General features: G+C 63.1%; 21 protein-coding genes and 3 tRNA genes. 2 read left to right on the top strand and 22 right to left on the bottom strand.

The window, feature by feature from the left end; all coding sequences use genetic code 11:
• The coding region (locus tag B5F27_RS12645; protein ID WP_087368273.1) for a helix-turn-helix transcriptional regulator at positions 1–731 on the top strand (731 nt) is incomplete at its 5' end.
• A 189-nt stretch (positions 732–920) separates the two neighbouring features.
• Here B5F27_RS12645 and B5F27_RS12640 read toward each other — a convergent pair.
• The 5 genes from B5F27_RS12640 to B5F27_RS12620 form a co-directional block, all read right to left on the bottom strand.
• A complete protein-coding gene (locus B5F27_RS12640; RefSeq protein WP_087249046.1) occupies positions 921–1709 on the bottom strand; it encodes an amino acid ABC transporter ATP-binding protein in 789 nt (262 codons plus the stop codon).
• A 13-nt stretch (positions 1710–1722) separates the two neighbouring features.
• Positions 1723–2361: an amino acid ABC transporter permease gene (locus B5F27_RS12635; protein WP_087249044.1), complete on the bottom strand. Its 639-nt coding sequence runs from the start codon at positions 2359–2361 to the stop codon at positions 1723–1725.
• A gap of 121 nt (positions 2362–2482) precedes the next feature.
• Positions 2483–3358: a transporter substrate-binding domain-containing protein gene (locus B5F27_RS12630; protein WP_087368271.1), complete on the bottom strand. Its 876-nt coding sequence runs from the start codon at positions 3356–3358 to the stop codon at positions 2483–2485.
• Between the two features lie 253 nt (positions 3359–3611).
• Positions 3612–3687: transfer RNA gene (locus B5F27_RS12625), tRNA-Pro, on the bottom strand.
• Between the two features lie 29 nt (positions 3688–3716).
• Positions 3717–3790, bottom strand: a tRNA-Gln gene (locus tag B5F27_RS12620).
• A gap of 287 nt (positions 3791–4077) precedes the next feature.
• On the opposite strand from B5F27_RS12620, the gene B5F27_RS12615 reads away from it, so the two are divergent.
• Positions 4078–5157, top strand: coding sequence for an ATP-dependent 6-phosphofructokinase (locus B5F27_RS12615; RefSeq protein WP_087249040.1), 1080 nt, complete (start codon positions 4078–4080; stop codon positions 5155–5157).
• 1156 nt (positions 5158–6313) lie between these two features.
• Here the strand turns inward: B5F27_RS12615 and rfbB are convergent.
• From rfbB to B5F27_RS12525, 17 genes are all read right to left on the bottom strand, one after another.
• Entirely contained in the window at positions 6314–7378 is a 1065-nt protein-coding gene (gene rfbB, locus B5F27_RS12605) for a dTDP-glucose 4,6-dehydratase (RefSeq protein ID WP_087368265.1), read from the bottom strand.
• A 144-nt stretch (positions 7379–7522) separates the two neighbouring features.
• Positions 7523–8437, bottom strand: coding sequence for a dTDP-4-dehydrorhamnose reductase (rfbD, locus tag B5F27_RS12600; RefSeq protein ID WP_087248908.1), 915 nt, complete (start codon positions 8435–8437; stop codon positions 7523–7525).
• Between the two features lie 15 nt (positions 8438–8452).
• Positions 8453–9340: a glucose-1-phosphate thymidylyltransferase RfbA gene (rfbA, locus tag B5F27_RS12595; RefSeq protein ID WP_087368262.1), complete on the bottom strand. Its 888-nt coding sequence runs from the start codon at positions 9338–9340 to the stop codon at positions 8453–8455.
• A 200-nt stretch (positions 9341–9540) separates the two neighbouring features.
• Positions 9541–10338, bottom strand: a complete 798-nt coding sequence (locus B5F27_RS12590) for a glycosyltransferase (protein ID WP_242962189.1) — start codon at positions 10336–10338, stop codon at positions 9541–9543.
• Positions 10339–10352: 14 nt separating this feature from the next.
• Positions 10353–12836, bottom strand: coding sequence for a glycosyltransferase family 2 protein (locus tag B5F27_RS12585; RefSeq protein ID WP_087368260.1), 2484 nt, complete (start codon positions 12834–12836; stop codon positions 10353–10355).
• Between the two features lie 752 nt (positions 12837–13588).
• Positions 13589–14689, bottom strand: a complete 1101-nt coding sequence (locus B5F27_RS12580; RefSeq protein ID WP_242962188.1) for a sporulation protein SpoIID — start codon at positions 14687–14689, stop codon at positions 13589–13591.
• A gap of 172 nt (positions 14690–14861) precedes the next feature.
• The gene (locus B5F27_RS12575) at positions 14862–16091 is read right to left on the bottom strand and encodes a chloride channel protein (protein ID WP_087368257.1); all 1230 of its coding nucleotides are present in this window, start codon (positions 16089–16091) and stop codon (positions 14862–14864) included.
• 187 nt (positions 16092–16278) lie between these two features.
• A tRNA-Pro gene (locus B5F27_RS12570) sits at positions 16279–16356 on the bottom strand.
• A gap of 78 nt (positions 16357–16434) precedes the next feature.
• Positions 16435–16905: a hypothetical protein gene (locus B5F27_RS12565; RefSeq protein WP_087368254.1), complete on the bottom strand. Its 471-nt coding sequence runs from the start codon at positions 16903–16905 to the stop codon at positions 16435–16437.
• Positions 16906–16926: 21 nt separating this feature from the next.
• The gene (locus B5F27_RS12560; protein WP_162610660.1) at positions 16927–17757 is read right to left on the bottom strand and encodes a phosphoribosyltransferase family protein; all 831 of its coding nucleotides are present in this window, start codon (positions 17755–17757) and stop codon (positions 16927–16929) included.
• The gene (locus tag B5F27_RS12555) at positions 17754–19784 is read right to left on the bottom strand and encodes an S-layer homology domain-containing protein (RefSeq protein WP_087368253.1); all 2031 of its coding nucleotides are present in this window, start codon (positions 19782–19784) and stop codon (positions 17754–17756) included. The genes B5F27_RS12560 and B5F27_RS12555 overlap by 4 nt, the downstream gene beginning before the upstream one ends.
• A gap of 36 nt (positions 19785–19820) precedes the next feature.
• Positions 19821–21029 carry an ABC transporter permease gene (locus B5F27_RS12550; protein ID WP_087248894.1) on the bottom strand — a complete coding sequence of 403 codons (1209 nt, stop codon included), beginning with the start codon at positions 21027–21029 and terminating at the stop codon, positions 19821–19823.
• On the bottom strand, positions 21020–21799 hold the full coding sequence (locus tag B5F27_RS12545) for an ABC transporter ATP-binding protein (protein WP_087248892.1): 780 nt from the start codon (positions 21797–21799) through the stop codon (positions 21020–21022). The genes B5F27_RS12550 and B5F27_RS12545 overlap by 10 nt, the downstream gene beginning before the upstream one ends.
• A gap of 4 nt (positions 21800–21803) precedes the next feature.
• Positions 21804–23498 (bottom strand): HlyD family efflux transporter periplasmic adaptor subunit, encoded by a 1695-nt coding sequence (locus B5F27_RS12540; protein ID WP_087368251.1) that lies wholly within the window; start codon positions 23496–23498, stop codon positions 21804–21806.
• Between the two features lie 368 nt (positions 23499–23866).
• Positions 23867–24247, bottom strand: a complete 381-nt coding sequence (locus tag B5F27_RS12535; RefSeq protein ID WP_087368249.1) for a NusG domain II-containing protein — start codon at positions 24245–24247, stop codon at positions 23867–23869.
• Positions 24244–26145, bottom strand: coding sequence for a flavocytochrome c (locus tag B5F27_RS12530; RefSeq protein WP_087368246.1), 1902 nt, complete (start codon positions 26143–26145; stop codon positions 24244–24246). Before B5F27_RS12530 ends, B5F27_RS12535 begins: the two co-directional genes overlap by 4 nt.
• A 171-nt stretch (positions 26146–26316) precedes the next feature.
• Positions 26317–26911, bottom strand: a 595-nt coding sequence (locus B5F27_RS12525; RefSeq protein ID WP_144066528.1) for an MFS transporter, incomplete at its 5' end; no start/stop codon positions are given.

Raw genomic sequence — 26911 nt, 5'->3', positions numbered from 1 at the left:
CCTTCGGCGGGTTTCTCGCCGCCCTCCGCCGGGAAAAGGGCCTCACCCAGCGCCAGCTGGCCGAGACGCTCTTTGTGTCCGACAAGGCCGTCAGCAAGTGGGAGCGGGGTCTGAGCATCCCCGACCCGGCCCTGCTGATTCCCCTGGCCGAGGCCCTGGGGGTGACGGTGACCGAACTGCTGCTGTGCCGCCGGTGCCCTCAGGCCCAGCCCATGACCGCGGCGGCGGTGGAGCAGGCCGTCCAAACCGCCATCACCTATCCCGGCTCCAAAGCCCCGCGGGCTTTTCAGGCCCAAAACCGCCGTCAGGCCCTCTGGTTCCTGCTGGCGCTGGCGGCGGGGGCCGCCGGGATGTACGGCTGTCACCGGTGGGGCGGGTGGAGCGAGAACCTGCTGCTCTCGGTGCTGCTGGCCGCAGGGTTCGGGGGGTATTTCTGGCTGCTGGTGCCCCTGCAGCTCCCGGATCTCTACGACCAGCACCCCATCGGCTTTTTCTGCGACGGCATCCTCCGGATGCACCTTCCCGGCCTGGCCCTCAACAACCAAAACTGGCCCCGGGTGGTGTTGGCCGCCCGGGTCTGGGCCTGCCTGGCGGTGTCCCTCCTGCCTCTGCTCCATCTGGCCGCGGCCCTGTGGGCCCCCGCCGGGTGGATGGGATGGCTGGAATACGTCAGCCTGTTTTTGCTGCTGGGCGGGCTGTTCCTGCCCATGTACGCGGCAGGCCGCCGCTGACCCTCCAAGCCTCCTCCCGCCAAACCCCGCAAAAGACCGGCCCGTCCTCTGTGCACAGCCCCCAAGCGGCCGGTTTGGGTTTGGGGGGCAGGTTTCCCCTCCTGTCCGGCCCGCCCGGACACGCCAAAGCGCCCCCCGCGGGGAAACCCGATGGGAGGCGCTTTGCTGCGTGTATTGGATTTTGCTTTTTTATCGCTCCTGGGCGTAGCGGGCCAGAAACTGGCGGGTACGCTCCTGTTTGGGGCGCTCAATGACGTCGTGGGCGGGGCCCTGCTCCACAATGACGCCGCCGTCCATGAAAATGATCTGGTCGGCCACGTCCCGGGCAAAGGCCATTTCGTGGGTGACGATGATCATGGTGGTCTTCTGCTCGGCCAGGGAGCGGATGACCTTCAGCACCTCGCCGGTGAGCTCGGGGTCCAGGGCGCTGGTGGGCTCGTCAAAACAGAGGATATCGGGATGGAGGGCCAGCGCCCGGGCGATGGCCACCCGCTGCTGCTGGCCGCCCGAAAGCTGGTGGGGGTAGTGGTTGGCCCGGTCGGCCAGGCCCATCCGGGCCAGCAGTTCCCGGCCCTCGGCCTCGATGGCGGCGTGAATTTCCTTTTTGCGGGCCTTGTAGTCGGGCTGTTCCTTGGCCAGCAGTTCCTTGGCCAGGGTCACGTTCTGCAGGGCCGTATACTGGGGGAACAGGTTGAAGGACTGGAACACCAGCCCGAAGTGGAGCCGCTTGCGGCGGACTTCCGCCTCCCGCTGGGTGGCGGGGTCGGCGGCGTCGAACAGAGTCTCCCCGTTCACCAGGATCTGACCCCGGTCGGGGGTCTCCAGAAAGTTCAGGCACCGCAGCAGGGTGGTCTTGCCGCTGCCCGAAGACCCGATGATGGCCAGGGCCTGGCCCTTCTCCAGGTTAAAGCTGATGTCCTCCAGCACGCGGGTGGCGCCGAAGTGTTTTTCGATGTTCTTGACTTCCAGAACCGGCATACCGCGCACCTCCTCAGCGGAAATAATCCAGCTTCTTCTCGGCCCAGCGGAACAGCAGCGTCAGAATGCCGTTGACCACCAGGTAGAACACAGCCGTATAGAACAGGGGCCAGATCATGCCCTTTTTGATGTAGGATTCGCCCATCCAGATGATCTCATACACCGAGATAACCCGCACCAGGGCGGTGTCCTTCACCAGGGTGATAAACTCGTTGCCCATAGGGGGCACAATCCGCTTGATGACCTGCAGCAGGGTGACCTTGAAGAAAATCTGGCTGCGGGTCATGCCCAGCACCTCGCCGGCCTCGTACTGGCCCCGGGGGATGGACTGGATGCCGCCGCGGTAAATTTCGGAGAAATAGCAGGCGTAGTTGATGACAAAGGACAGCAGCGCCGCCCCGAACCGGGGCAGCAGCGGCAGGTCAAACAACAGGCCGGGGCCATAGAAGATAATCAAAATCTGGATCATCAGGGGGGTGCCCCGCACCACCCAGACCACCATGCTGACAAACCAGCGCAGCGGGGTCAGGCGGCTCATGGCGCCCAGGGCGATCACCAGGCCCAGCGGCAGCGCAAACAGCAGGGTCAGGGCGAACAGTTTCAGGGTGGCGCCCAGTCCCTCCAGCAGCGTCAGGGTGACGGACAGCAGCATAACGGATTCCCTCTCTTTACAGGCGGATCATGTACATGACAGGAACATTTGCCCCAGGGTGCCGCAGCCCTCTGGGGCAAATGTTCCAGAATAACAGGCAGGCGCTCAGCGCCCGGGGGGATTATTTTTCGATCACCGACTCCTGGACGCCGTAGGTGGTGGCGGTCTCCATGACGGTGCCGTCGTCATAGGCTTCCTTCCAGAAGGTGTTGAAGGCGTCGGTCAGGTCGGAACCCTTGCGGAAGGCCACGCCGTACTCCTCGCTGTTCAGCTGGACGGTGTAGGTCAGGTCGGGATAGCTGGTGCCCTCGCCGATCATGGCGCCCGCCATCAGCAGGTCGATGACGCAGGCGTCGGATGCGCCCGAAGCCACTTCCATCAGGGCGTCGGCCTGGGTGGTCTTGGCCACATAGTTCAGGCCCAGCTCATCCAGCTGTGCGGCGCCGGCCGAGCCGTTCTCCACCGCGAAGTTCAGCCCCGACAGGCTCTCCACCGTCTGATAGTCGGCGGCCTTGTCGGCCGGCAGAACCACCACCTGGCCGTTGTTGCAGTAGGGTTCGGACACCGAGGCGCCATTGGTCACCTCATCGGTGATGGTCATGCCGTTCCAGACGGCGTCCACGCCCTTGGTGTCCAGCTCCATCAGCTTGTTGTCCCAGTTGATCTCCAGGAACTCCACCTCAACGCCCAGGTATTCGCCAAAGGCCTTGGCCATGTCGGCGTCAAAGCCGATCCACTCGCCGCTGTCGTCCCGGTAGTCCATGGGGGCAAAGTCGGTCATGCCCACCACCAGGGTGCCCTTGTCCTGGACATAGGCCAGGTCGCTTTCGGCCGGGGCGGCCGAATCCGCCGCGCTGGAGGCGCTGGCTGCGGCATCGGAACCGGCGGCCGAACCGGCTGCGCTGGAGGCCGCGGTGGTGGTGCCGCCGCAGGCCGCAAAAGACAGGGCCATGGCCGCCGTCAGGAACAGCGAAACTGCTTTCTTAAACTTTCTCATGGTAGATCCTCCTTACTACTGAGGCCGCCCCCTCCGGTACGGCCTCCCCGCTCCATTCTTTTTACCACGCTAAAGTGGTGCAGTGATAACGTCTTGAATTTTAGCACACCACGCCCCGCTTGTAAAGCCATCGGCCCGTCCCCGGGACATTTTCGTCCATTTCCCCAAAAACCGCCCCGAAAAGCTATGGATTTTGCGGGATATTTCCAGCCCGGACAACAAAAAAGACGAATGTCTTTCGACATTCGTCTTTTGGTCGGAGCAGCGGGATTTGAACCCACGGCCTCCTAGTCCCGAACCAGGCGCGCTACCAGCTGCGCTATGCCCCGAAAATACCGCAGCGGGTTGGGCTGCGGTTTGGTTGGGGATGAGAGAATCGAACTCCCACAAGTAGAGTCAGAGTCTACCGCACTACCACTATGCAAATCCCCATCATGTTATTCAGTTGTCGCAGCGGCTCGGCCGTCCGCTGACAAGGGATATTATACTCCATATGGGCGGCGTTGTCAACTGTTTTTTCAAGTTTTTGGGCGCAGGATTTTCCGGCCCGGGCGGGCGGGACGCAGACAGGCATTTTTTACAAAAAGCGGGCCGAAAAACCTTGACAGATGAGGCATTTCGGACTAATCTTAATACATCTTAATAAAGAAGGTACGGGTGCAGCGGCTGCCGGCAGGGGGGCGCTGCGCCTCCATCAAACACAGAAACGAGGGATAACCATGAAAAAACGTGTTGGCATTCTGACCGCCGGCGGCGACTGCCCCGGCCTGAACGCGACCATCCGGGGCGTAGCGAAAGCGCTGTATGTGCGGATGGGCGACAACGTGGAGATCATCGGCATTCTGAACGGCTATCACGGCCTGATCAACGGCGACTACAAGAAGATGGAGCCGGATGATTTCCGCGGGCTGCTGACCCTGGGCGGCACGATTCTGGGCACCAAGCGGACCCCCTTCAAGATGATGCAGGTCATCGAGGAGGACAAGATCGACAAGGTCGCCGCCATGAAAAAGACCTACAAGGACCTGAAGCTGGATTGTCTGCTGTGTCTGGGCGGCAACGGCACCCACAAGACCGCCAACCTGCTGTCCCAGGAAGGGTTGAACATCATCGGCCTGCCCAAGACCATTGACAACGACATTTACGGCACCGATGTGACTTTTGGTTTCCACACGGCGGTGGACATTGCCACCGACGTCATCGACCGGATTCACACCACCGCCGGCAGCCACAGCCGGGTGATGTGCATTGAGATCATGGGCAACAAAGCCGGCTGGCTGACGTTGTACGCAGGCATTGCCGGCGGCGCAGACATCATCCTGCTGCCCGAGCTGCCCTACGACATCGACCGTGTCTGTGCCGCCGTGGAGCGTCGGGCCAAGAACGGGTCCAACTTCTCCATCATTGCGGTGGCGGAGGGTGCCCTGAACGCCGAGGAAGCCCGGATGAAGCGGAAAGAGTGGACGGCCAAGCGTGCAGAGGCCGGCTTTGGGGCCACCGCCACCAACCGCATTGCGGCGGCGGTCCAGAAAAAGACCGGCATGGAGACCCGTGTGTGCATTCCGGGCCACATGCAGCGGGGCGGCACGCCCTGCGCCTATGACCGCGTCCTGTCCACCCAGTTCGGCAGCCATGCGGCCAAGCTGGTGGAGGCGGAGCGCTACGGCGTGACGGTGGCCATGGTGAACGGCCGGGTCATTGAGAACCGGCTGGAGGACGTGGCTGGCAAGAGCCGCAACATCCCCGAGAGCTGCGACCTGCTCACCGTCGCCCGCCGCATGGGCATCAGCCTAGGCTAAGTTACTTTTCTGGAAGAAAAGTAACCAAAAGACTTTCAATGTGTACCATGAAGTTTCCGGGTCTCCGGAACTTCCGCGGGGCCTTTACGCCCCAGCTCGCTCGTTACGTTTGCGCCTGTGGCGCGGTGCGATGCAAAGTCCGTTTTGACCTGCTTTTCTCACTTGGTACGCCCTGAAAACCCATAAAAACCGCAACCCCTGCCCTGTTGATTTGGGCGGGGATTGTTTTTGGTTTAGAGCCCCATGGGGGCGAGCCCGCAGGGCTGGGGGTTCCTCTATTGGGCGGTTGGGTGGGTTTAGATCATAAAAGGGTATCACCTTGCAATTTCAAAGTGTACGCCCTACAGCACCAAAAGACACACCGAACCGCCAGCCCGCTGAGGCGGGCATATGGTACCAATCGGAGCGGCGGGCAAAAGCCGTTAAGAAAAACACCCGTGCCACCGTTTGAGGCCCTGTAAGTTTTTACGGGCCAGGCATGACAGTGTTTTTTAGGCTTTTGAACGCCGCGACTTCCTCTTTTGGGTCCAGGAGTCAGTCCTCTTGCGCTTAGCCGATTTTTGCGGCGCGCCGGGGACGGCGCTTGCAAAAACCGGAGCGCTGCGCCAGCTTCGGCCCGGCTGTTTCGTCCACTGGACGCGCCGGGCCAAAGCTGCCCTGGTCGTTAGGGTGGGTAGGGAGTCCAGAGGCTGCGAAGCCGAGGCGCTGCCTGCGGCAGATACAGCCGAGGCGGAGCAGGGGCAGCCGTCCAAATTTTCAAGCGGGCAGCGCCCCGCGCTGAAAATTTGGGTAACGGCAACCCGGACCTAGGGAGGGGGAGTCGAAACCCCCTCCCTGCTCCGCCTCGGCTGCGCAGCCAACCACGCCTCCCTGTTTCGTCCACAGGACGCGGTCGGCTCTGCTGCCCCCTTAGAGCTCTAAACCAGAAAACCCCCGCCCAGATAAGTAGGGCGAGGGTTGTTCTTGTTTTATAGGTTTTCAGAGCGTACCAAACGGCAAAATCAGGCTATCCGAAACTTCGCATCGTACCCGGGCACAGCCCGGACGTCGAGTGAGCGCGGCGAAGTGTGCCGCCGGCTGGGCCTTCTAAAGAGCGGCCAGAGTGGATGGTACCCATTGAAAAGCTTTTTGGTTACTTTTTCTCCGAAAAAGTAACTTATTTGTTCTTGTACATTTCCTCGTAGTACTTCTGGTAGTTGCCCGAGGTGACGTTGTTCATCCACTCCTCGTGGGACAGATACCAGTCGATGGTCAGGACGATGCCCTTCTCGAAGGGGGTCTCGGGATACCAGCCCAGATCGTTCTTGATCTTGGTGGGGTCGATGCCGTAGCGGCGGTCGTGGCCCAGACGGTCGGCCACGTGCTTGATCAGGTCCTCGCTGATGCCGTCATCCGCGAGCCGGTCGTGCAGCTGGCTGATGATGGTCTTGACGATGAAGATGTTGGGCCGCTCGTTGTGGCCGCCCACATTGTACACCTCGCCGATCCGGCCGCCCTCGGCCACCATGTCGATGGCCTTGCAGTGGTCCTCCACATACAGCCAGTCGCGGATCTGCATGCCGTCGCCGTACACCGGCAGCTGCTTGTGATGCTTGACGTTGTTGATCATCAGGGGGATCAGCTTCTCGGGGAACTGGTAGGGGCCGTAGTTGTTGGAGCAGCGGGTGATGTTGATGGGCATGCCGTAGGTGTCGTGGAAGGCCATGACGAACATGTCAGCGCTGGCCTTGGAGGACGAATAGGGGCTGTGGGGACACAGCGGGGTGGTCTCCATGAAGAAGCCCTCGGCGCCCAGTGCGCCGTACACCTCGTCGGTGGACACCTGCAGGTACTTCTTGCCCTCTTTCCAGGTCTTGGCCTCGGGGTCATACCAGGCCTCCTTGGCCCGCTGCAGCAGGTTCACGGTGCCCATGACGTTGGTCTGGACGAAGATCTCCGGGTTGGCGATGCTGCGGTCCACGTGGCTCTCGGCGGCGAAGTTGATGACGTAATCGAAATCATACTTCGCAAACAGGCTCTGCACCAGTTCCTTGTCGCAGATGTCGCCCTGGACAAAGACGTGGCGGGGGTCCCCCTCGACGCCCTTCAGGTTCTCCAGGTTGCCGGCATAGGTCAGCTTGTCCAGGTTTACCAGAAGGATATCGTCATGCTTTTTCAGCATATAGTATACGAAGTTGGAGCCGATGAAGCCGGCGCAGCCGGTAATCAGATAGGTTTTCATAGCGTTCCTTTCTCTGTTGCATGGCGGCGGGGCCGCAGCGAGCGGCCCGCCAAAGAAATTCCCCCAAGACGGCGCGGGACTGCCCGGGGGAATGTGGATTGCAGACGTAGGGCCAGGGGACAGGTCTTCCCTGCCCCGCCGGGATTATTTCATGCCGTTGTCGCCGTCCCAGTGTTCAAAGAAGCAGGCCAGAGCCTCCTGCCAGGGGCGCACCTCGTTGCCCACCGAGCAGCGCAGAGCCCGGTTGTCCAGGGCGCTCCAGTGGGGGCGGTCGGCGCTGTCGGGGTGCTTGGCCTTGTATTCGGCGCTGGTGCAGGGGGCCACGGTGGCGTCCACCCCGGCCAGGCGAATGATCTCGCTGGCGAAGTCGTACCAGGAGCAGATACCCTCGCCGGTGCAGTGGTACAGGCCGTACTCATGGGTGACGCACAGCTGGAGGATTTCGTGGGCCAGATCCACCGCATTGGTGGGGTTGCCCAGCTGGTCGTTGACCACTTCCAGCTTGCCGAACTTTTTGCCGGCGTTGACGATGGTCTTGACGAAGTTCTTGCCGTAATAGCTGTACAGCCAGGCGGTGCGGACGATGAAGTGGCGGTGGCAGAACCGTGCCACATACTTCTCGCCCATCAGCTTGGTGGAGCCGTAGGCGCTGATGGGGTCGGGCAGGCAGGCCTCGTCCTGGGGGATGCCGCCGTTTTCCCGGCCCGAGAACACATAGTCGGTGGACACATGGACCAGACGGGCGCCCATCTTTTCGGCGGCCTGGGCCAGATTGCGGGGGCCCAGGGCGTTGGCCTTGTAGGCGGCGTCGTGGTTCACCTCGCAGCCGTCCACGTTGGTGTAGGCGGCGCAGTTGATGATGACATCCGGCTTGAACCGGCGGATATAGTCATCCACTGCCTTATAATTGGAAATATCCAGCTCGGGCAGGTCCACCGCGATGACGGTGGCGTTCAGCAGCTTCTCGGGGATGGGGCCGATTTCGCTCTTGCCCTCCCGCAGCTGCTTGATGATTTCGGTGCCCAGCTGGCCCTTGCAGCCGGTGACAATGATTTTCATAGACTGCCTCCCCTCTCAGTATCTCAGCTTGCCGTCGGCCACGTTCTTCAGGTGCTGGCCGTAGGGAGATTTGCCGTAGCGCTCGGCCGACTCCAGCAGCTTTTCGCGGCTGATCCAGCCGTACTTGAAGGCGATTTCCTCCGGGGCGCTGATCTTGATGCCCTGGCGCTTTTCGATCATGCGGACGAAGTCGGCCGCATCCACCAGGCTGTCCATGGTGCCGGTATCCAGCCAGGCAAAGCCGCGGCCCAGCAGCTGGACGTCCAGCTGGTCCTGCTTGAGGTACATATCGTTCAGGGTGGTGATTTCCAGCTCGCCGCGGGCGGAGGGCTTGACCTGCTTGGCCATTTCGGCCACCTTGCTGTTGTAGAAATACAGGCCGGTGATGGCGTAGTTGCTCTTGGGGTGGGCGGGCTTCTCCTCCACGCTCAGGACCTTGCCGTTTTCGTCAAACTCCACGATGCCGAACCGCTCGGGGTCCTGGACATAGTAGCCAAAGACGGTGCAGCGGCCGTTTTCCTCGGCGTTGTGGACCGCATTCTTCAAAATGCGGGAGAAGCCGTTGCCATAGAAGATGTTATCGCCCAGAATCATGGCGCAGCAGTCGCCGGCGATGAACTCCTCGCCCAGGATGAACGCCTGGGCCAGGCCGTCGGGCGAGGGCTGGACCTTATACTGCAGATGGATGCCATACTGGCTGCCGTCCCCCAGCAGGGCCTCGAACCGGGGGGTATCCTCGGGGGTCGAGATAATCAGGATATCCTGAATGCCGGCCAGCATCAGGGTGGACAGGGGGTAATAAATCATGGGCTTGTCGTAGACCGGCAGCAGCTGTTTGCTGGTGACCATGGTCAGCGGGTAAAGCCGGGTGCCGGCGCCGCCGGCGAGAATAATGCCTTTCATCTTGTGCACTCCTTTTTGAACGTCAAAAGTTGTGCAGCTCCCGGGTGGGGCGGCCCAAGGCCGCCGCCTGCCCGATCATAAAGCGGAGGCTGCGTCCGCTGTAAACAAAATCAAAAAAGGCCCGCCCCTCTCGTACAGGAAAGCGGGTCTCTTTCTATTTTACACTGCCAGGGGCAAAAAAGCAACACGAAACCGTGCCCTCACCAGGCAAAACCCCACTTGCGGAAGTAGCGGCAGAGGCTGCGGGCCTGCCAGATCATGGGGCCCAGGCTGCGGTGGGCGGCCCGGTGCCACAGATGGATGGCGGAGAACTGGGGCACCAGCCACACCTGTCCCTGGCGGAGCATCTTCTGGGTGAGGTCGGCGTCCTCCACGTACATGAAATAGCCCTCGTCGAAGCCGGCCGCCGCCCGGAAGGCGGAGGTTTTCACCGCCGAGAAGCTGCCGGTACAGAATTCGATCTGCCGCGGGGCGGACAGGTCCTCCCCGGCCATCACATAGGCGTCGTTGTACTTTTTCAGGAAGGTGAGGACGCTCAGCTGGCGGTAAATCATGGCCCCCAGGCTGCACCGGCGCAGGGGCAGCACCTGGGTGCGCCCGTCGGGGAAGCAGAGGCTGGGCCGGGCCATGACGGCCTGGGGATGGGCTTCCATCCACTCGGCCAGGTCGGACAGGGTGTCGGCGGTGAGCTGAATATCGGGGTTGAGGATAAAATGGTAGTCGCTGGCCAGCTCGGGCAGGACGGTATTGTGTCCCGCGCCGAATCCCCCGTTGCGGGCCCGGCACACCACCCGGACGGTCTGGTTCTCCGCCGGGCGGAGGCGGCCGTCCTTCAGGGCCTGGTGGAGCTCATCGCCGGTGCCGTCGGGGCTGGCGTTGTCCACCAGATAGAGGGTCAAAGGGTGGCGGCGGGTGTGTTCCAGCACCGAGGCGGCGGCCTGCAGGGCCTCGTCACAGTCGTTGTAGGTGACAATACAGGCTGACAGATTCAATTCCACGGTCCTCCCTCTCCTCAGTCCAGGGGCCGCAGCTTGATGCGGAAGTCATCCCGGTCCAGGTCAAAGTTGGGGTTCAGGCAGGGGTCGCCGGCGGCCAGCTCCTTTTTCCAGCGGGTCTGGAACCGGGTCACCTCCGACACGAAGCGGGCCCGCTTTTCGGGGGCCTCGTCCAGGCCGCGGCTCTTGCTCTCGTAGTGGTAGAGCATGGCGAAGGGGGTGAACACGTTCTGATAGCCGGCGTTCCGGACCCGGACGCAGAAGTCCACGTCGTTGAAGGCCACCGCAAAGCTCTCGTCCAGGCCGCCCACCTTCTCGTACAGGTCGCGGCGGATCATGAGGCAGGCGCCGGTGACGCCGTAGACGTCGTGGGCGTAGATCAGCCGGCCCATATAGCCGGGGTTGGACACCTGGAAGTTCTTGTGCATATGGGCGGCCAGGGTCAGATGGCCAAAGCCCAGACCGGCGTGCTGGATGGTGTCGTCGGGGTAGAGCAGCTTGGCGCCCACGCAGCCCACCCGCTCCTGCTGGGCGAACATGACCATTTCCTCCAGCCAGCGGGGGGTGATGACTTCGGTGTCGTTGTTGAGCAGCAGCAGGTATTCACCGGCGGCAAACTTGGCGCCGAAGTTGTTCAGGGCGCTGTAGTTGAAGCCGGTGCCCTCCCAGCGGACCACCCGGAAGGTGTCAGGATGCTGTTTTTCCAGCTTTTCATAGGTGCGGAAGGTCTCGTCCTCTTTGCTGTTGTTCTCGATGACCAGGATCTCAAAGTCGGGATAGGTGGTCTTGGCGTAGATGGACTCGACGCAGGTGCGCAGGTCTTTGGAATGGTCGCAGCTGGGGATCAGGATGCTGACCTTGCCGGGATGCTGGATGGTGTAGTCGGTCTTGTAGAAGCCGGGGGTGTCGGGAATCATGGACACCTCGTCCACCGCCACACCCACCCGCTCATAGTGGGCATACAGGGCCTTGACGGCGGCTTCCAGGCAGTAGAGCTTGGCCTCGATGCCGCCGGCCACGCTGGTGGGGCTGGCCCGCCAGTAGTAGAGCACGTGGGGAATATGGACCACCTTCTGGGCTTTTTCGGTGAGGCGGAGGTACAGGTCGTAGTCCTGGCTGCCGTTGTACTCGCCCCGCTCGCCGCCGCCGGCGGCTTCCAGCAGGCTGGCCTTAAAGACGCTCAGGTGGCAGATATAGTTGTTGGCCCGCAGGTTGTCCAGCATGAAGTCGGGCTTGAGGTGGTAGAGGGTGGTGTGCTCCACCTGGCCCTCAAAGGTGACCTCGTCGGTGTAGACGAAGTCGGCCCCCTGCTCCACAATGGCCTGGGCCACATACCACAGGGCCGAGGGATGCAGGATGTCGTCATGGTCCAGCAGGGCGATGTATTCCCCTGTGGCCAGGGCGAAACCGGCGTTGGTGTTGCCGGCAATGCCCTCGTTGCGTTCCAGCTTCTGGTACCGGATGCGGCTGTCCTGGGCCATACGGGCCTGGACGGCCTGGCCCACCTTTTCGTCCTGGCCGGCGTCCACCAGGCACAGCTCCCAGTTTTGGTAGGTCTGGTTGACCACCGAGTCCAGCAGCTCGGTCAGGAAGTTCAGCGGGGTGTTGTACAGAGGCACCACGATGCTGATTTTGGGCCCGTTGGGCTGGTTCTGGGCCTGGCGGACCAGCAGGTCCACCGGAGCCAGGCGGCTGGCCTGGAAGGTGCGGCCGGGGAAATGGGCCTGATAATACTTGGCGTCCTGGCGGCGTTTGGCCAGACCGGCAAAGCCCTCCCGGCGCAGCTGGGCCAGCAGGACAAACAGCGGGAAGGTATGCCACAGCTGCCGCAGCTTGCTGAGCAGGTAGCGGACCGGCCAGGTGATTTTCCAGCAGGTGGAACCGGTGACGTTGTTCAGGGCGGTTTCCAGCTGGTTTTCGTGCTCGTGGGCGGCGGACAGCTCGCTGCGCTGGTGGTCGGTGAGCTTCTGGTAATCGCGGCAGCTCTGCTCGGCCCGGTCCAGCTTGATGCGCAGGCTGTCCAGTTTTTCCTCATAGGCGGCGGTCAGGTCCCGGGCCTCGCCGGCGGCAGGACAGAACAGGGCCGCGCCGGCCAGCGCGCCCCAGCTCTTCCAACCAAAGTCCCGCCGGAGGCCGGCGGCAGCCATGGCCTCGGCCCAGACGGGCAGGGCGGAAGCCTCCTCGGGCTCCGGGGCCAGAAACAGCAGGCGGCTGCCCGGCAGGGACTCGGGCGCAGGAACATCCCCGCCCTGAATCACCACCAGGTCATACTCCGACGGCCAGCCGGCGGGCAGGGTGTAGCCAGCGTCCAGCCAGTCCTCCCCTGCCTTGCCGGCGCCCAGGCCGAAAGCTTCGATATTCCGGCCGCGGAGGGCGGCGGTCAGGCCCTGGTCCCCCAGGACCAGCACCCGCCGGGGCCCAAACTCCGGCTCCAGCAGGCGGGCCAGCTCTTTTTGCTGCCGGGCCTGCTCCTTTTTCTTCAAATCTTCTGCGCTCTGCATTTTCTCGCTCCCATCCTGTCGTTGTCAATCATCTCAGTATACCAGATTTTCCCCCGTTTGAGAAGCATTTCCACCCATTCTCTGGCGAAAATTGACGTTTTGGCTACAAAGCCCGACGCTTTACAAGCAGTATTGGCTATCCGGACGGGGACAAACACAGCGACCGCGTCCTGTGGCAAACACACCGAAGCGCGTCCTGCGGACGAAGCAGCGAGGTGTGCTTGGCGCAGCGGTCTGAATTTTCAAGCATCATCCTTGATGCGCAGGAAATTCAGGGAACCGCAAGAGGACGAAACAGCCGGGCTGAAGCTGCCCTGGACCCAAACAGGGAAGTCGCGTCGTTCAAAAGCCTAAAAAACACTGTCATGCCTGGCCCGTGGAAACTTTCAGGGCCTCAAACGGCGGCACGGGTGTTTTTCTTAACGGCTTTTGCCCACCGCTCCGATTGCTGAGTGCGCCCGCTTTGGCGGGCGCGGGGCCCGTTGGTAAACCCATAACAACAGAAAACCCCCGCCTCTTTTGGAGAAGCGGGGGATTTGTTGTTGTTTTTCAGGGCGTACCGATCGAGAAAATCAGTCTACACAAAATCTTGGACTCACCGGGCCGCAGGCCGGGAGCCTTCTAAAGAGGCTGAAACCTTGCCGCCGGCAGGGCCTGGTGAAGATTACAGCAGTCAGCGGTACCAGGTGAAAGCTTTTTGGTTCCTTTTTCTCGAAAAAGGAACTTGCCGACTTTTCTTCCAGAAAAGTCGGTCAGAGCCACCAGAAGAGCCAGTCGAAGAGGTTCCAGCCGCCGGAAGAGATGCTGCCGTCGGAGCTGTCCATCAGGACCGCGCCGGTGTAATAGGTGGAGAGGATTTCGCGGTAATCGTAGCCCCGCTCCTGGGCAAAGCCCACCGCGCCGCACTGGCTCATGCCCACGCCGTGGCCGTAGCCATAATAGGCCATCACCGGCACGCCGTTTTCGTCGGCGGTGAAATCAAAACAGTACCGGGAACTGACAAACTGGTTCAGGTACCGGTAACTCCGCCCGTTCACCACCAGGGTGTTGTACTGGACAAAGCCGCCCAGGCTCTTGTGACTGGTGTCGGCGCTGACATAGGGCTCGTCCGGGTGCCGGCTGTCGTTGTACTCCACCATCCGGTAATCCTTACCCACTACTCTCCGTAGAATATTGTGGTATTTTTCCTCATAGGGACTCTCCACGCTCTGGAGATAGGGCACGTCGTTGCCCCAGGCGTCCAGGGCCGAACAGGTGCCGTAGACACCGGTCTGGGTGTTGTAGCCCGCGCTGCAGGAGAACACCGCATCGCAGACCGAATAGCCCCGGCCGTTGTCATAGACCAGGATCAGGTTGGCCACGTCCTCGATGGCGTTCTCCATCTTGCGCCGGGTGGAGGCCGGAATCTGGTCCACCGGGGTGTAGGTCAGGGCGTTGGCCGAGGAACCGTACTGGTTCTGGTACTCCAGATAGGAGTGAATGGCGATGGCCTGGGCCTTCCAGGCCTCGGCGGCGGCCTTGTCCGAGATTTCGGCATAGCTGCCAATGGAGCCCAGCTCGGTGTAGGTGATGCCCACCAGGCAGTCCACCAGGTTCAGCCGGACGTTTCGCCGCAGGCCCTGGCCCTTGACGTTCAGGTAGTCCACCGTGATCTTGTCCTTGCTGCCCAGGCCAAACAGGTCCAGCAGCCAGCTGATGCAGTTTTCCTGCTCCAGCTCCTGGGAGACGGGGATCTGGGCGGTGTCGGCCCCGCCGATGGTGTCCGCCGCCAGCGCCTGGGGCGCCGATGCGATCATGAACCCGGCCAGCGCCAGGGCCGCCAGCCGCTTTGCGATGTGCGTTTTGATCTTCAAACCAGTTCACCTTCCTGTGCTTTTTGTTAAAGAAAGTGTAACATAATCCCGACTTGGAGACAAGGCTGAATTTTAACGCGTCCTCCGGCGGGGCCGGCGCAAAAAATCCGCCCATTCCTGCCGGATCGGGCAGAAACAGGCGGACGGAAGATGTATTTTTCTGCAAATGCCCTCAGCGCTTCTCTTCCCCGTAATTTAAGGGGCACTGGGGATAGATGGAATGGCTGCCGTTGCAGGCGTAGGCCACGGTGCAGACCAGGAACAGGCAGGCAAAATACTGCCCGCCGAACAATTCCAGGCCCACCAGGATGGCGGCGGCAAAGGTATTGGTGCCGGCCGAGAACACCGCCGCATAGGCCATGGCCGCGGCCAGTTCCACCGGCAGGCCCAGAGGCCCGGCCAGGACGGCGCCCAGGGCCGCGCCCACCGTGAACAGAGGGGCCACCTCGCCGCCCTGGAACCCGGCGGCCAGACAGACCGCCGTCAGGCAGAGCTTGGCCAGCCAGTCCCAGGCATAGAGCTGGCCGCCCGCCAGGGCGATGGCGGTGATTTCCTCGCTGAGGCCGTTGTAGCGGCCGCCGGTCACCAGGCCAAAGAGGGCCACCAGCGCGCCCACCAGCACAATCCGCAGGTAGGGGTTGGGGAGCCACTGTTCCAGCCGGTGATGCAGGCCGTGGAGCAGGGCCACAAAGAGATGGCCCACCAGGCCCGCCGCAATGCCCAGCACCACCAGCCCAATGATGGTTTCCACCGTGAAGGCGGGGACGGCAGCGCTCAGGCCGCTGACCGGGGGATTGACCCCCAGCGCCCCGCTGACCGCCGAAGCCGTCAGGGCCGCCACCAGGGCCGGCAGCAGGGATTCGTATTCCATGACGCCGGTGTGGAACAGTTCCAGGGCGAAGAACACCGCCGCCAGCGGGGTGCGGAACAGGCCCGCAAAGCCTGCCGCCACGCCCGCCATCAGCAGGCTGCGCTTGTTGCGGGGGTTGTCCAGGCCGGGGGTCAGGAGGCTTGCGGCGGCGGTGGAAATCTGCACCGCCACCCCTTCCCGGCCCACGCTGGCGCCCAGCAGGTGGCCGATCCAGGTGGACCCCACCGCCAGCGGAATCAGCCGGGTGGGCACGTCCTTGCGGCGGCCCTCCACGGCGTCAAACACCAGTCCCATGCCGCGGCGGCATTCCTCGCCCCAGCGGCGGTATACCAGACAGATCAGCGCGCCGCCCGCCGGCAGCAGCACCATCAGCAGCGGGTATGCCTCCCGCACCTCGGTCATGGCCAGCACGCCATGCCCAAACACCGCCGTCAGCACGCCGGCGATAGCGCCCACCGCCGCCGACAGGGCCAGCAGGATGGCCGAGCCTTTCAGGCGGTTCAGCCGCTCCGGATTCATCCAATCTTTCATGCTTTCTTCCCACCATTTCCTGATTCCATCGCCCGGCCCCTTGCCGGGCGTACCGGTCAAATTTTATCACATTCCCCCGCTGCGGGCAACAGCCTGTCGAAAAAACAGGCCCGAAATCCCCCCGCCGGGCTTTTTTGCACAACAAAAACCGCCGGTTCCTGAGCCTTGTGGCTTGGAACCGGCGGTCTGGTCCGAGTGGCGAGAATCGAACTCACGGCCTCTTGAACCCCATTCAAGCGCGCTACCAAAACTGCGCTACACCCGGATAAAGCTGTGTGCTGTCGCTCACAGCTCCATTATTATACCGGAACCCGCCGGCTTTGTCAAGGGTTTTTTTGGGGTTTTATTCCGCGATTTGTTCCAGCACGGTGACGCCGTCCTCCGCGCGGACCTCGAAAGACACATTCTCCCCGTAGGTCAGATGGGCGGCGTTCCCCTCCCAGTCCGAGAAAATCAGGTTGTAGCCCAGATTTGCGGGGGTATCGCAGACGGCGGCGGCCACCGCCCCCTCGTCCATAAACACCAGCTGCACCATTCCCTCGCTGGTGGATTCGGACAGGTTGTAGCTCTCGGTGCCGATGGCGGCCTCGATTTCCTCCAGGCTGGTGTAGGGCGCAAAGCTGTACACCTCATCCCAGCTGAAAGGCACCGCCTGTTCCAGGGTGATGGACGGGTCGGTGAGGCCGGTGAGGGTGGTTTTCAGCTGGTGGTTGTGCCACAGCACCACCGGGCTGCCCACCATGGAATAAATCAGGGCGATGACGCCCATCAGGACCACGGCGGCAATGTAAAACCTCTGTTTTCTCGGATTCATCGGATTGCTGTACCCCTTTCGTCAAAAGTCTTGGATCTCGGTCTCCTCGTCCTCCGGCCCGGCCTCCTGGTCAAAGGGGATGCCCGGCAGGACGGGGATGGTGGTGTCGCTGCGGGGCGTCGCCAGCGCGACAAAGGCCACCGACTCGGCGCCGGCCGCCAGCAGAGCCTGCGCACAGGCCGCGGCGGTGGCACCGGTGGTGACCACATCGTCGATCAAGAGGACCCGCCGTCCCGCCACCCGGTCCGCATCGGCCTGAAACAGGCCGATGACGTTCACCAGGCGTTCCGCCCGGTCGAGGGCAACCTGGGGCTGTCCCACATACCGGCGGCGCAGGGCCTGCAGGTCGGCGGGGATGCCCAAACCCTGGGCCACGGGCAGCGCCAGCAGGGAGGGCACGTTGTAGGCTCTCCCCCGCCCCGAAGTAGGCACCGGCACCACCAGGTCGCATTCGGTGGGGATGCGGGGCCCGGGCCGGGGCACTTCCACCCCGCCCCGGATCTGGATTTCCACGCCGAACAGTTCCCGGACCAGCAGGCAGCCCAGCTGCACCGCCGTCCAGGGCTGGTTTTCGTACTTGGCACAGATCAGGCTGCGGCGGACAAGGCCCTCGTACCAGTAGGGCACGGCGGCCCAGCTCACCGAAACGGTTTTCAGGCCGTCCAGCGGCCGGGGCCGGGCCGGACGGATGCGGCGGTCCCCTTTGAGCCGGGCCTCACAGTCGGCGCACCAAGGCTCAAACCCCAGCACCCGCCCGCAGAAGGGGCATCGCCGGGGACAGATCAGCTGGCACGCCTGCCGGAACAGCAGGGCGCCCCGGCTGTACTGCCCCAGCCCGGCGTCACGGATCAATTTTTCTTCAGGGCCGTCAGGACACGGACCTGGTGTCCGGCGGTGCAGGAGTCCACCCAGCCAACCAGGAAGTAGTCCTCCGAGTTGATGGTGGGCAGCAGGGTGGGATAATACACGCCCATGTGCCACAGGTAGACCTGCATATCGTCGGCGGTCTCATAGCGCTGGCCGGTGGTGGTGGTCACCGAGGCGGCCCCCAGATCCTGGATCATGATGGGCTGCAGCTGGACCATGCCCCGGACGGCGCCGTTGGCCTCATACCGCACGCCGATGCCGCCGGTGAGGACCGGGTACAGCACATCGGTGGTGGAGGTGGTGGCGGAGGTGCCGGTCATGTAGGTATAGTTGGCGCCGCCGGCCACCGTGCCCAGCACGGTGCTCAGCAGGCCGCTGGTGTTGTCGGCCAGCAGGCCCAGGGCCAGGCTTGTCCAGCGCCCGGTGCGGCCGGTCAGCTCGTTCCAGATGTCATTCAGCAGCGAGCCGGTCAGCAGGCCCGACACCATCTGCATCAGCACATCGCTGGGCTGGATGCTGGTCAGGTTGTCGGTGACCGAGTTGTACTTGTTGGTGGACCAGGCCATCAGGCAGCCATAGGTCCACACGTCGCCGGTGACGTCGTCCAGCACCAGGCGGTTGATCTCGCCCCGGTCGTTGAGGGCGTAATAGCGGACGTCGCCGCTGGACAGGGTCACCCCGTCCAGACGGTCCAGGCGGATGGTTTTGCCGCTGCCGTCGGGGGTGGTGTCCAGGATTTCCAGGTCATCCGCCAGCTTGTACTCCCCCAGGGTGCGGTTGGCGGCACTGATGGTGCCGGTGACCTTTTTCTCCCCGATGGAGTCGAGGACTTCGCCCTCGGGGCTGGAGGTGATGGACACCAGCCAGCCGGTGGGATAATTCAGGTTTTTGTTGACGCGGACGCTGCGGACGGCGCCGTCGGTGCACAGCACCTTCACCGTCTGCATGATGTCAGCGCCGTTGTCGGTAATCAGGGACCGGCTGGAGGACTGCACTACACCGTAGTAGCTTTGGTCCACCTCCTCGCCGGTGAGAATACCGACTACAACGTTTTCCATGCCCAGCAGCAGGGTCACCACCTGGCCCACGCCGCCGCCCGACAGGGACGAAATGCGGTAGGCCACGTCGGTGCTGCCGATCTGGTAGGTCACGCCGGCCACCGTCACCGAGGTGGGGGCGGCGGCGTTGGGAGACACGGCCGTGATGCGGCCGGCGGCCTTGGTGGTGTAGATCCACAGGGAGTTCAGGCTCTCACTGTAGTAGTAGACGTCGTTGATGTTGAGGGTGGGCGACGAGGACAGTTCCCCGTTGCGGTAGACGGTGGTGGGGGTGATGGGCAGCACCTCGCCGGCAGCGGCCACAAAGGGTCCCTTCAGGCTGGCTGCCAGGATGGTGGAGGTGTCCACCTGACCGCCCGAGATGGTCAGGCCGATGGTGTTGCCGTAGACCGAGCCGCTCTTGTTGGTGGCGATCAGGGTGTTGTACAGCAGCACCGCGCAGTCGGTCAGGGTCATGGCCTCGCCCTGGCGGCGGCTCAGGCCGCTGCGCAGGCCCAGTTCGGAGGCCTTGTTCAGCTGGGCGGCCGGGAATGCGCCGCTCAGGTCGGCGGCGGTGAAGCCCAGGACGCTGAGGGCGGAGGCGCAGGCGGCCTCCAGGGTGACGGGGTCATTGGGGCGGAAGCTGCCGTCGGTATAACCGGTCATCCAGCCCTGCTGGACCGCGATGCGGATGTAGGGTGCGTACTCGGTGGAGCTGTTCACGTCGGTGAACAGGCTGCCCACCTGGGTCTGCTCGTTGACCGTCTCGCGGTAGGCCGAGATCAGGGTCAGCATCCGGGCGAATTCGCCGCGGGTCACCTGAGCGTTCAGCTCCTCGGCGGTCTGGGCGGTCAGGATGCCCATGGTGCGGGCCGTCTGGATGGCCACATTGCTGTTGACCGCCGAGGCCGGCAGCGCCAGCACCGGGATCAGAATGCAGACCGCCAGCAGGAGGGACAAAAGTCTTTTTTTCATGTTTGTTCTCCTCATAGTTCGTTCTGGGGGCAGGCGTTATTCGTAGCGCAGCGCCTCAATGGGATTGAGCCGGGCGGCGCGGCGGGCGGGCAGGAATCCGAAGATCACGCCGATGCCCACCGAAATGCCGAAGGAGACCAGCACCGCGGTGGTGCCGGGATTGATGGTCACGGCCTCCCCGGGCATAATCAGGGGGACCGCCGCGGTGGCCGCCGCCGACAGGCTGTAGCCCAGCAGAATGCCAATCAAACCGCCCAGGGCCGAGGTGGTGCCCGCCTCCACCACGAACTGGAACAGGATGGTGGTTTCCCGCGCGCCCATGGCCTTGCGGATGCCGATTTCCCGTGTGCGCTCGCTGACCGACACCAGCATGATGTTCATAATGCCGATGCCGCCCACCAGCAGAGAGATGCCTGCGATGAGGGTCAGGACCATGACCACCATGCTGATGGTCTGGTTCATCTGCTCCAGCAGCTCGCTCATGCTGTATACATAATACGCGTCTTCATCCTCGTAAATTGCGTACAGGGCGCTCTCCACGGCGGCCTTGGCCTGGTTTGCGTAGTTCTCATCCGCCATAATGACGGTGTAGGTATCCACGATGCTCTTCTGGTTGATCCGCAGAGCCACCGTGTAGGGCACATAAATGCGGTCGTCCTCGCCGCCCTCCTGGAGTTCGGGGTCGTTGGACTTGGGGCTCAGCACGCCCACGATCCGGAACCGGTAGGACCCGACCTTGATGTCCTCGCCCACGGCGTTGCCGTTGAAGGCCTCCCGGGCCAGGTAATCGCCGATGACGCAGACGTACTTGTTCTCTTTGATGTCCATGTACTGCAGGCCGCGGCCATCTGCGATGGTGTAGTTGGCCATGGAGATGTAGTCCTCATTGACGCCGTACACGCCGGTATAGCGGTAGACGTCGCGGCCTTCCTTGACCACCTGGCTGCCGATCTGGACGTTGGGGGAAATGGCGCTCAGGTACTGGCGGTTGTCCTCCACCACCTGGTACATATACTCCACGGTGGCGTTGCGGGAGGAGCCGCGGCCCCAGATGGACACCGACATGCTGTTGATGCCCATGGAGGAGAAGCTCTCGCGGACCGACTCGGTCATGCCGTTGCCCAGGCCCACGATGACGATGACCGCCGTGACGCCGATGATGATGCCCAGCATGGTCAGGATGGTCCGCATCTTGTTGCTCCAAATGTTTTTCAGAGCGAGGATAAAGGTATCGATCAGGAGCATGCAGCCTCGCCTCCTTCCTGGGCGGCTTTTTTCTGCAAGTCCTCAATGGCAGCCTCGATCACCGGGCTGACAAAGGCCTCGGGAGAGCGGGCGTCGCCGTCGTAGACGATGCGGCCGTCCTCCAGCCGGATGATCCGGGGGGCCTGCATGGCGATGGAGTTGTCGTGGGTAATCAGGATGACGGTATGGCCCTCCCGGTTCAGCTCCTGGAGCATTCCCAGCACTTCCCGGCCGGTATGGCTGTCCAGAGCGCCGGTGGGCTCGTCGGCCAGGATCAGGGGCGGGTTGCGCACCAGGGCCCGGGCGATGGACACGCGCTGCTGCTGGCCGCCCGACAGCTGGTTGGGCTTGCTGCGCAGCTTGTCCCCCAGACCCACCTGTTCCAGCACCGCCTTGGCGCGGGCATGACGCTGGGCCCGGGGCACCCGGGCATAGATCATGGGCACTTCCACATTGCCCATCAGGTTCAGTTTGGGCAGAAGGTTGTACTGCTGGAACACAAAGCCCAGCATTTCGTTCCGGATGGCGGCCAGCTCTCCCCGCTTCATCCTGCCCACGTCCCGGCCGTTGAGCTTGTAGGTGCCGGCGGTGGGGACATCCAGGCAGCCGATGATGTTCATACAGGTGGACTTACCCGAGCCGGACTGGCCCACGATGGCCACAAACTCACCCTTTTCGATCTTCATGGTGACGTGGTCCAGGGCCTTGACGACGGTGTCGCCCATCTGGTAGAACTTGCACACCTCATTGAATTCGATCAATGCACTCATGAATTTACTTTCCTCCGCGGAGGGTATTGCCCGGCAGGGCGATGACGCCCACCGGCACCGCAGCGCTCATCTCAGAGCCGTAGCTGTTGTAGTCATCGTAGCTGAAAGTCTTGCTGGAGACGTAGCCGATGATATCGCCCTCCTGCAGGCCGGCGGTGATCTCGGTGTAGTTGTCGTCGCTGACGCCGGTCTCCACCGACACATAGACGTAGCCCTCGGGGGCGGTCATCTCGGGGTCGGCGTTGGCGGCGCTGGGGGACGCGGTGGTCACCAGGACATAGTCGCCCCGCTCGATGGCGGCGTTGGGCACGGCGATGGCGTCGGAGGCCTGCTCCACCACGATTTCAGCGTTGACGTTCATGCCGGGGCGCAGGTCGCCGTACTCGTCCACCTGGACGGTGACGGGATAGGTGGTGGTGCCGCCGGTGGTGGTGCCCACCATGGACACGCGGGTGACCTCGCCCTCAAAGACGCCGTCCACCGAGTCGGCGGTGACCGACACGCTCTGACCCACCGTGATCTGGTTGATGTCCAGCTCGTCGATGTTGATGGTCATTTCCAGATAGCTCAGGTCGTAGATGATGCACAGGTCCTTGCCGCTCTCCACCGACTCACCCTGCTGGTAGTTGCGCTGGATGACGGTGCCGCTGATGGGGGCGTTGATGGTGTAGTTGCCCAGGGTTTCCTCGGCGTTGCGCATGGAAATCTCCCGGCTGCGCAGGCTCTCGTAGGCGCTCTGGATGGTCTCCTCCAGCTTGTCGCCGGCCAGCTCCAGCACGATGCCGTTCTCGGCCACCTGGCCGCCCTCGGGCACATAGATGGAGGCCACGGTGCCGGCGGTGGAGGCCGTCAGGGTGCGCTGTTCCTTGTAGTTGAAGGTGGCGCTGTTGGTGGAGCTGATGCCGTTGATGGTGGCGGTGGCAGACTGGGTGGTGTTCAGGGTGCCGGCGTTGGGGGTGGTGATGGTGACGGTGCGCACCAGCACGTTGCCCGAGCTCAGCACGTCGCTGCCCGACACCTCGGTGACGGTGCCGTTCAGCACCTCAAAGGTGCCGTCCAGGGTGATCTGGGCGGTCTGGCCCACCGAGAAGTTGGCGGCGTCCGCCGAGGGGAAGGTCAACTGCAGGACCATCTGGCTGGCGTCCTGGACCACGGCCACTTCCTGGCCGCTGGTGACTTCCTCGCCCACCTTGACCTTCAGGCTGTAGACGGTGCCGGCCACCGGAGAGCGGACATAGCGGTAGTCCGCGATGGTGTCGTAGTTGCGCTGGGCCTGCTCCAGATTCAGCTGAGCCTGCTCCACGTTGGCGGAGGCGTCGCTGTTCTCGATCTGGTACAGCTGCTGGCCGGCCTGCACCTCGTCCCCCTCTTCAAAGTTGGAGGTGAGGATCTCGCCCGCCACCAGAGAGCGCACGGTGTAGCTGTTGGCAGCACTCAGGGTGCCGGTGGTGCTCAGGGTCTGGGAGATGGTGCGCCGGGTCACCGAAGCCTGGGTGTACTCAGGGGCCACATCCACCTTTTTGCTCTTGTTCAGGTTGTTCGCAAAGGCGGCGATGGCCACAACCACCACCACGACAACAAGCGGGATGATCCACTTGAGATAATTTTTATACTTGCCCAGGCTGAACCCGGCGGCTGCGCCGCCTTGGGCCGGCACTTCCTGGCCGGCAGGCTCACCCTTCTTTTTCTTCCAGGTCATGTATTATTCCTCCTGATCTGCTGTCTCTCAGAGGCCGGGGCGGTGATGCCCGGACCAGCCGTCCGGACACAATCCGCCCCAAAACCCCATGGATTGTTCTCTTATTATAACACACCGGCGGGGGGAGACAAGCAAAACAACTTTTCTTTCATAAAATTTTTAAAAAGACAGCCTTGTATCTCTCCATTTTTTCATCCTGATTTCACAGTTATACCATATTCTGTGCAGGTCAGGGCGGCCTCCCAGGGCCATCCTGTTAACTTTCATCCCTTTTAAGGACCCGGTTTCACCCGCCCGCCCCAAAACAAAAAACAGAGGCCGCCGCTTGCGGGCGGCAGCCCCTGTTTTGTCGGTTGATTTGGGCCGGGTCAGGCGGCCTCTTCGATGGAGACGTAAACCCCTGCGGGGACGCAGCAGGCCCACTGTCCCTCCTGGCTCAGCCACCCGAAGTCCTCGCAGACGTGGTCCGGGCACTGGCTGTCCAGAAATGCGATGGCGCCGTCCTTTACCTGGAGATGGACGATGTAGCCGCCCACCTCATAGTAATAGTCGTAATCGGCGTCCAGGGGGATGGTTTCCACGGCCCCCATGCCGAAATCGGCCACCGCCACCAGATTCTGGCCCGAAGCGCCGGGCCGGCCAAAGATCAGCCACAGCCCCCCGGCGATCAGCAGGACCACGGCGGCGAATGCCGCGTTGACCTGCCAGCTGCGGGGTTTTCTGGCTTTGGATTCAGGCTGTTTGCTCATCCAATGTAAGCGCTGGCCTGCTCGCCGGCAATGCGGCCAAAGACGGTGAAGTCAGCCACAGCGTTGCCGCCCAGACGGTTGGCGCCGTGGACGCCGCCGGTGACTTCGCCGGCTGCGTACAGGCCCTTGATGACGGTGCCGTCACCAGCCAGAACCTCGGTGTTGGAGTTGATGGTCAGGCCGCCCATGGTGTGGTGCACGCCGGCGGTGACCTTGATGGCGTAGTAGGGAGCGGTGTTCAGGGGGTTGGCGAAGCTGGTGCGGCCGAACTCCTCGTCCTTGCCGGCCTCAACGCAGGCGTTCCACTTCTCCATGGTGGCAGCGAAAGCGGCTGCGTCCACACCCATGGCCTCGGCCAGCTCCTCGTAGGTCTCGCCGGTCACGGTGTAGCCGTTCTTGATGTAGCCCTGGATGACGCTGGAGGCGTCCACCATGGCCTGGTCGATGACCAGCCAGCTGTAGCTGCCGGTCTGAGCGATCTCAGCGGCGGAAACCACGTCACGGGTGCCCACTTCGTCGGTGAAGCGGTTGCCCTCGGCGTTCACCAGGATGGCGCCATCGCCGCGCAGGCCCTCGGTAATCAGGGCAGCGGTGTTGGCCTCAACGGTGGGGTGGATCTGGATCTGGTCCATGTCCACGGTGCCAGCGCCGATGGCCACGGCCATGTCGATGCCCTGGCCCTGAGCGCCGGCGGCGTTGGTGGTCATGAAGCCGGCCAGCTCAGGCTTGTACTCCACAACCTTCTCCAGGTTGGCGCCGAAACCGCCGGTGGCCAGGATGACGGCCTTGGCGTTGACGGTGACGGTACCGCCGTTCTTGCCGGTGGCCTCGATGCCCACGGCAGCGCCCTCGGCGTCGGTCAGGATCTTGGTGGCGGTGGTGTTGAGCATGATCTCAACGCCGGCGTCCTTGCACTTGGCTTCCAGACGGGGAATCATGTAGCTGCCGACCGAGACGACCTTGCCCTCGTCGTCCAGGGGGCGATGGATGCGCTTGACGGATGCGCCGCCGAAGCTGGAAACGCTGGGCATGTCAATGCCCTGCTCGGACAGCCAGACGATGGCGTCGGCAGAGTTGGAGCACAGGGTCTCCACCAGGGCGGGATCGTTGATGCCCTTGCCGCCGATCATGGTGTCCAGCTCCATCAGCTCCACCGAGTCGAAGTAGCCGACGGGGTTGGCCTGGTACTCAGCCCACTGCTGGGCCACGGTGGCAGCCAGAGCGGTAATGGTCTCGTTGTCGGCGTAGCTCTCAGCGGCGGTGGCCAGGGTCTTTTCGACGCCGGCGGCCTCATTGAACTCATTCTCGTCCTGAGCGGGGGTCTTGGCAGCGTTCAGACCGCCGGTAGCGCGGACCGAGTTGCCGCCCACCATGGCCTGGCTCTCCACGATGACCACGCTCTTGCCCTCGTTGGCAGCAGCGATGGCGGCGGTCATGCCGGCGCCGCCTGCGCCCACCACAACGATGTCGGCCTCAACCACCTGGTCCTCGGCGGCCTCGGAAGAAGCCTCGCCGGTGAAGTCGGCAGCATCCAGGCCGGCGGCAGCCAGAGCGGCAGCCAGAGCCTCGTTGACAGCGTCGGAGGTGATGGTGGCGCCGCTGACCACGTCGATGGCGCCCTTGTTATTGGAGACAATCTCGTCCACGGCGTTTTCGATGACCACCGAGCCGATGCCCTCGGTCTCATCGGGGCCTTCGATGACACAGTCGGTGATGGCGCCGTCGGTCAGGGTGACGGTGACGGTGACCTCGCCCATGCCCTGGGCGGTGCCGGTGAACTCGCCCGACACGCCGGCTTCACCCGAAGCGGCCGTCGAGGAGGAGTCGCTCCCGCCGCAGGCAGTCAGGCCAAAAGCCATAACCGCTGCCAGCGCGAGGGCTGCAATGCGTTTTCTCATGTCTGTTGTTCCTTTCTTACTTACCATGTGCCCTGTGCGGACGCCTTTGCGGCGCACAGTCATGCCCGTCCTGCCGGGCAGTCTATGCCGATTGTATCGAATTGTTATGCACTTGTCAAGGTGTGGAGGTGATTTGATTTTATTTTGTAGCTTTTTTGAATTTTTTTCGATTCAAGGGGTCTTTTCTTCCACAGGCTTTACAAACCAGATGCAGGCGAAGCCGGCGGCTGCGGCGGCCAGAGCCAGGCCGTGGCGCCCGGCCTCCAGGCCCAAAGCCCGGGCCGCCAGCGGGAACGCCAGGCTCCCGGCGCTCTGGCCCAAAGCCAGAAATCCATAGTTCACCCCGGCGTGGGGCAGGCCGAACAGGTCGGTGGAGAAGGCGGGCAGCACCGCCGCCAGGGCCGAATAGCAGAAGGTCAGCCCCGCATACACCCCCACCACGGCCCATCCCCCTGCAAAAGCGAAGGCCGCCGACAGCGCCCCCGACGCCCCGAACAGAATCAGGTCGGTGGTGCGGCGTCCGATCCGGTCGCTGAGCAGGGGCATCAGCAGGCGGCCCGCAGTGCTGCCCACGCTGCCCAGCACCACTGCCCAGACGGCCTGGCCCTCCTCCAGGCCCCGCTGGACGCCCAGCCGCAGGATGATGGGGCTGAACAGCAGCACCGCCGGGGTGGAAAAGCAGACCGCCGCGGTGCACAGCCAGTATTGCCGGGTGCGGAGCATCTGGCCGGGGGTGAAGTCGGGGCCTTTGGGGGCGGTTTGGGGT

The sequence above is a fragment of the Faecalibacterium sp. An192 genome, from assembly GCF_002160175.1.
Taxonomy (GTDB): Bacteria; Bacillota; Clostridia; order Oscillospirales; family Ruminococcaceae; genus Faecalibacterium.
This window is presented reverse-complemented; position numbering and strand designations above follow the sequence as displayed.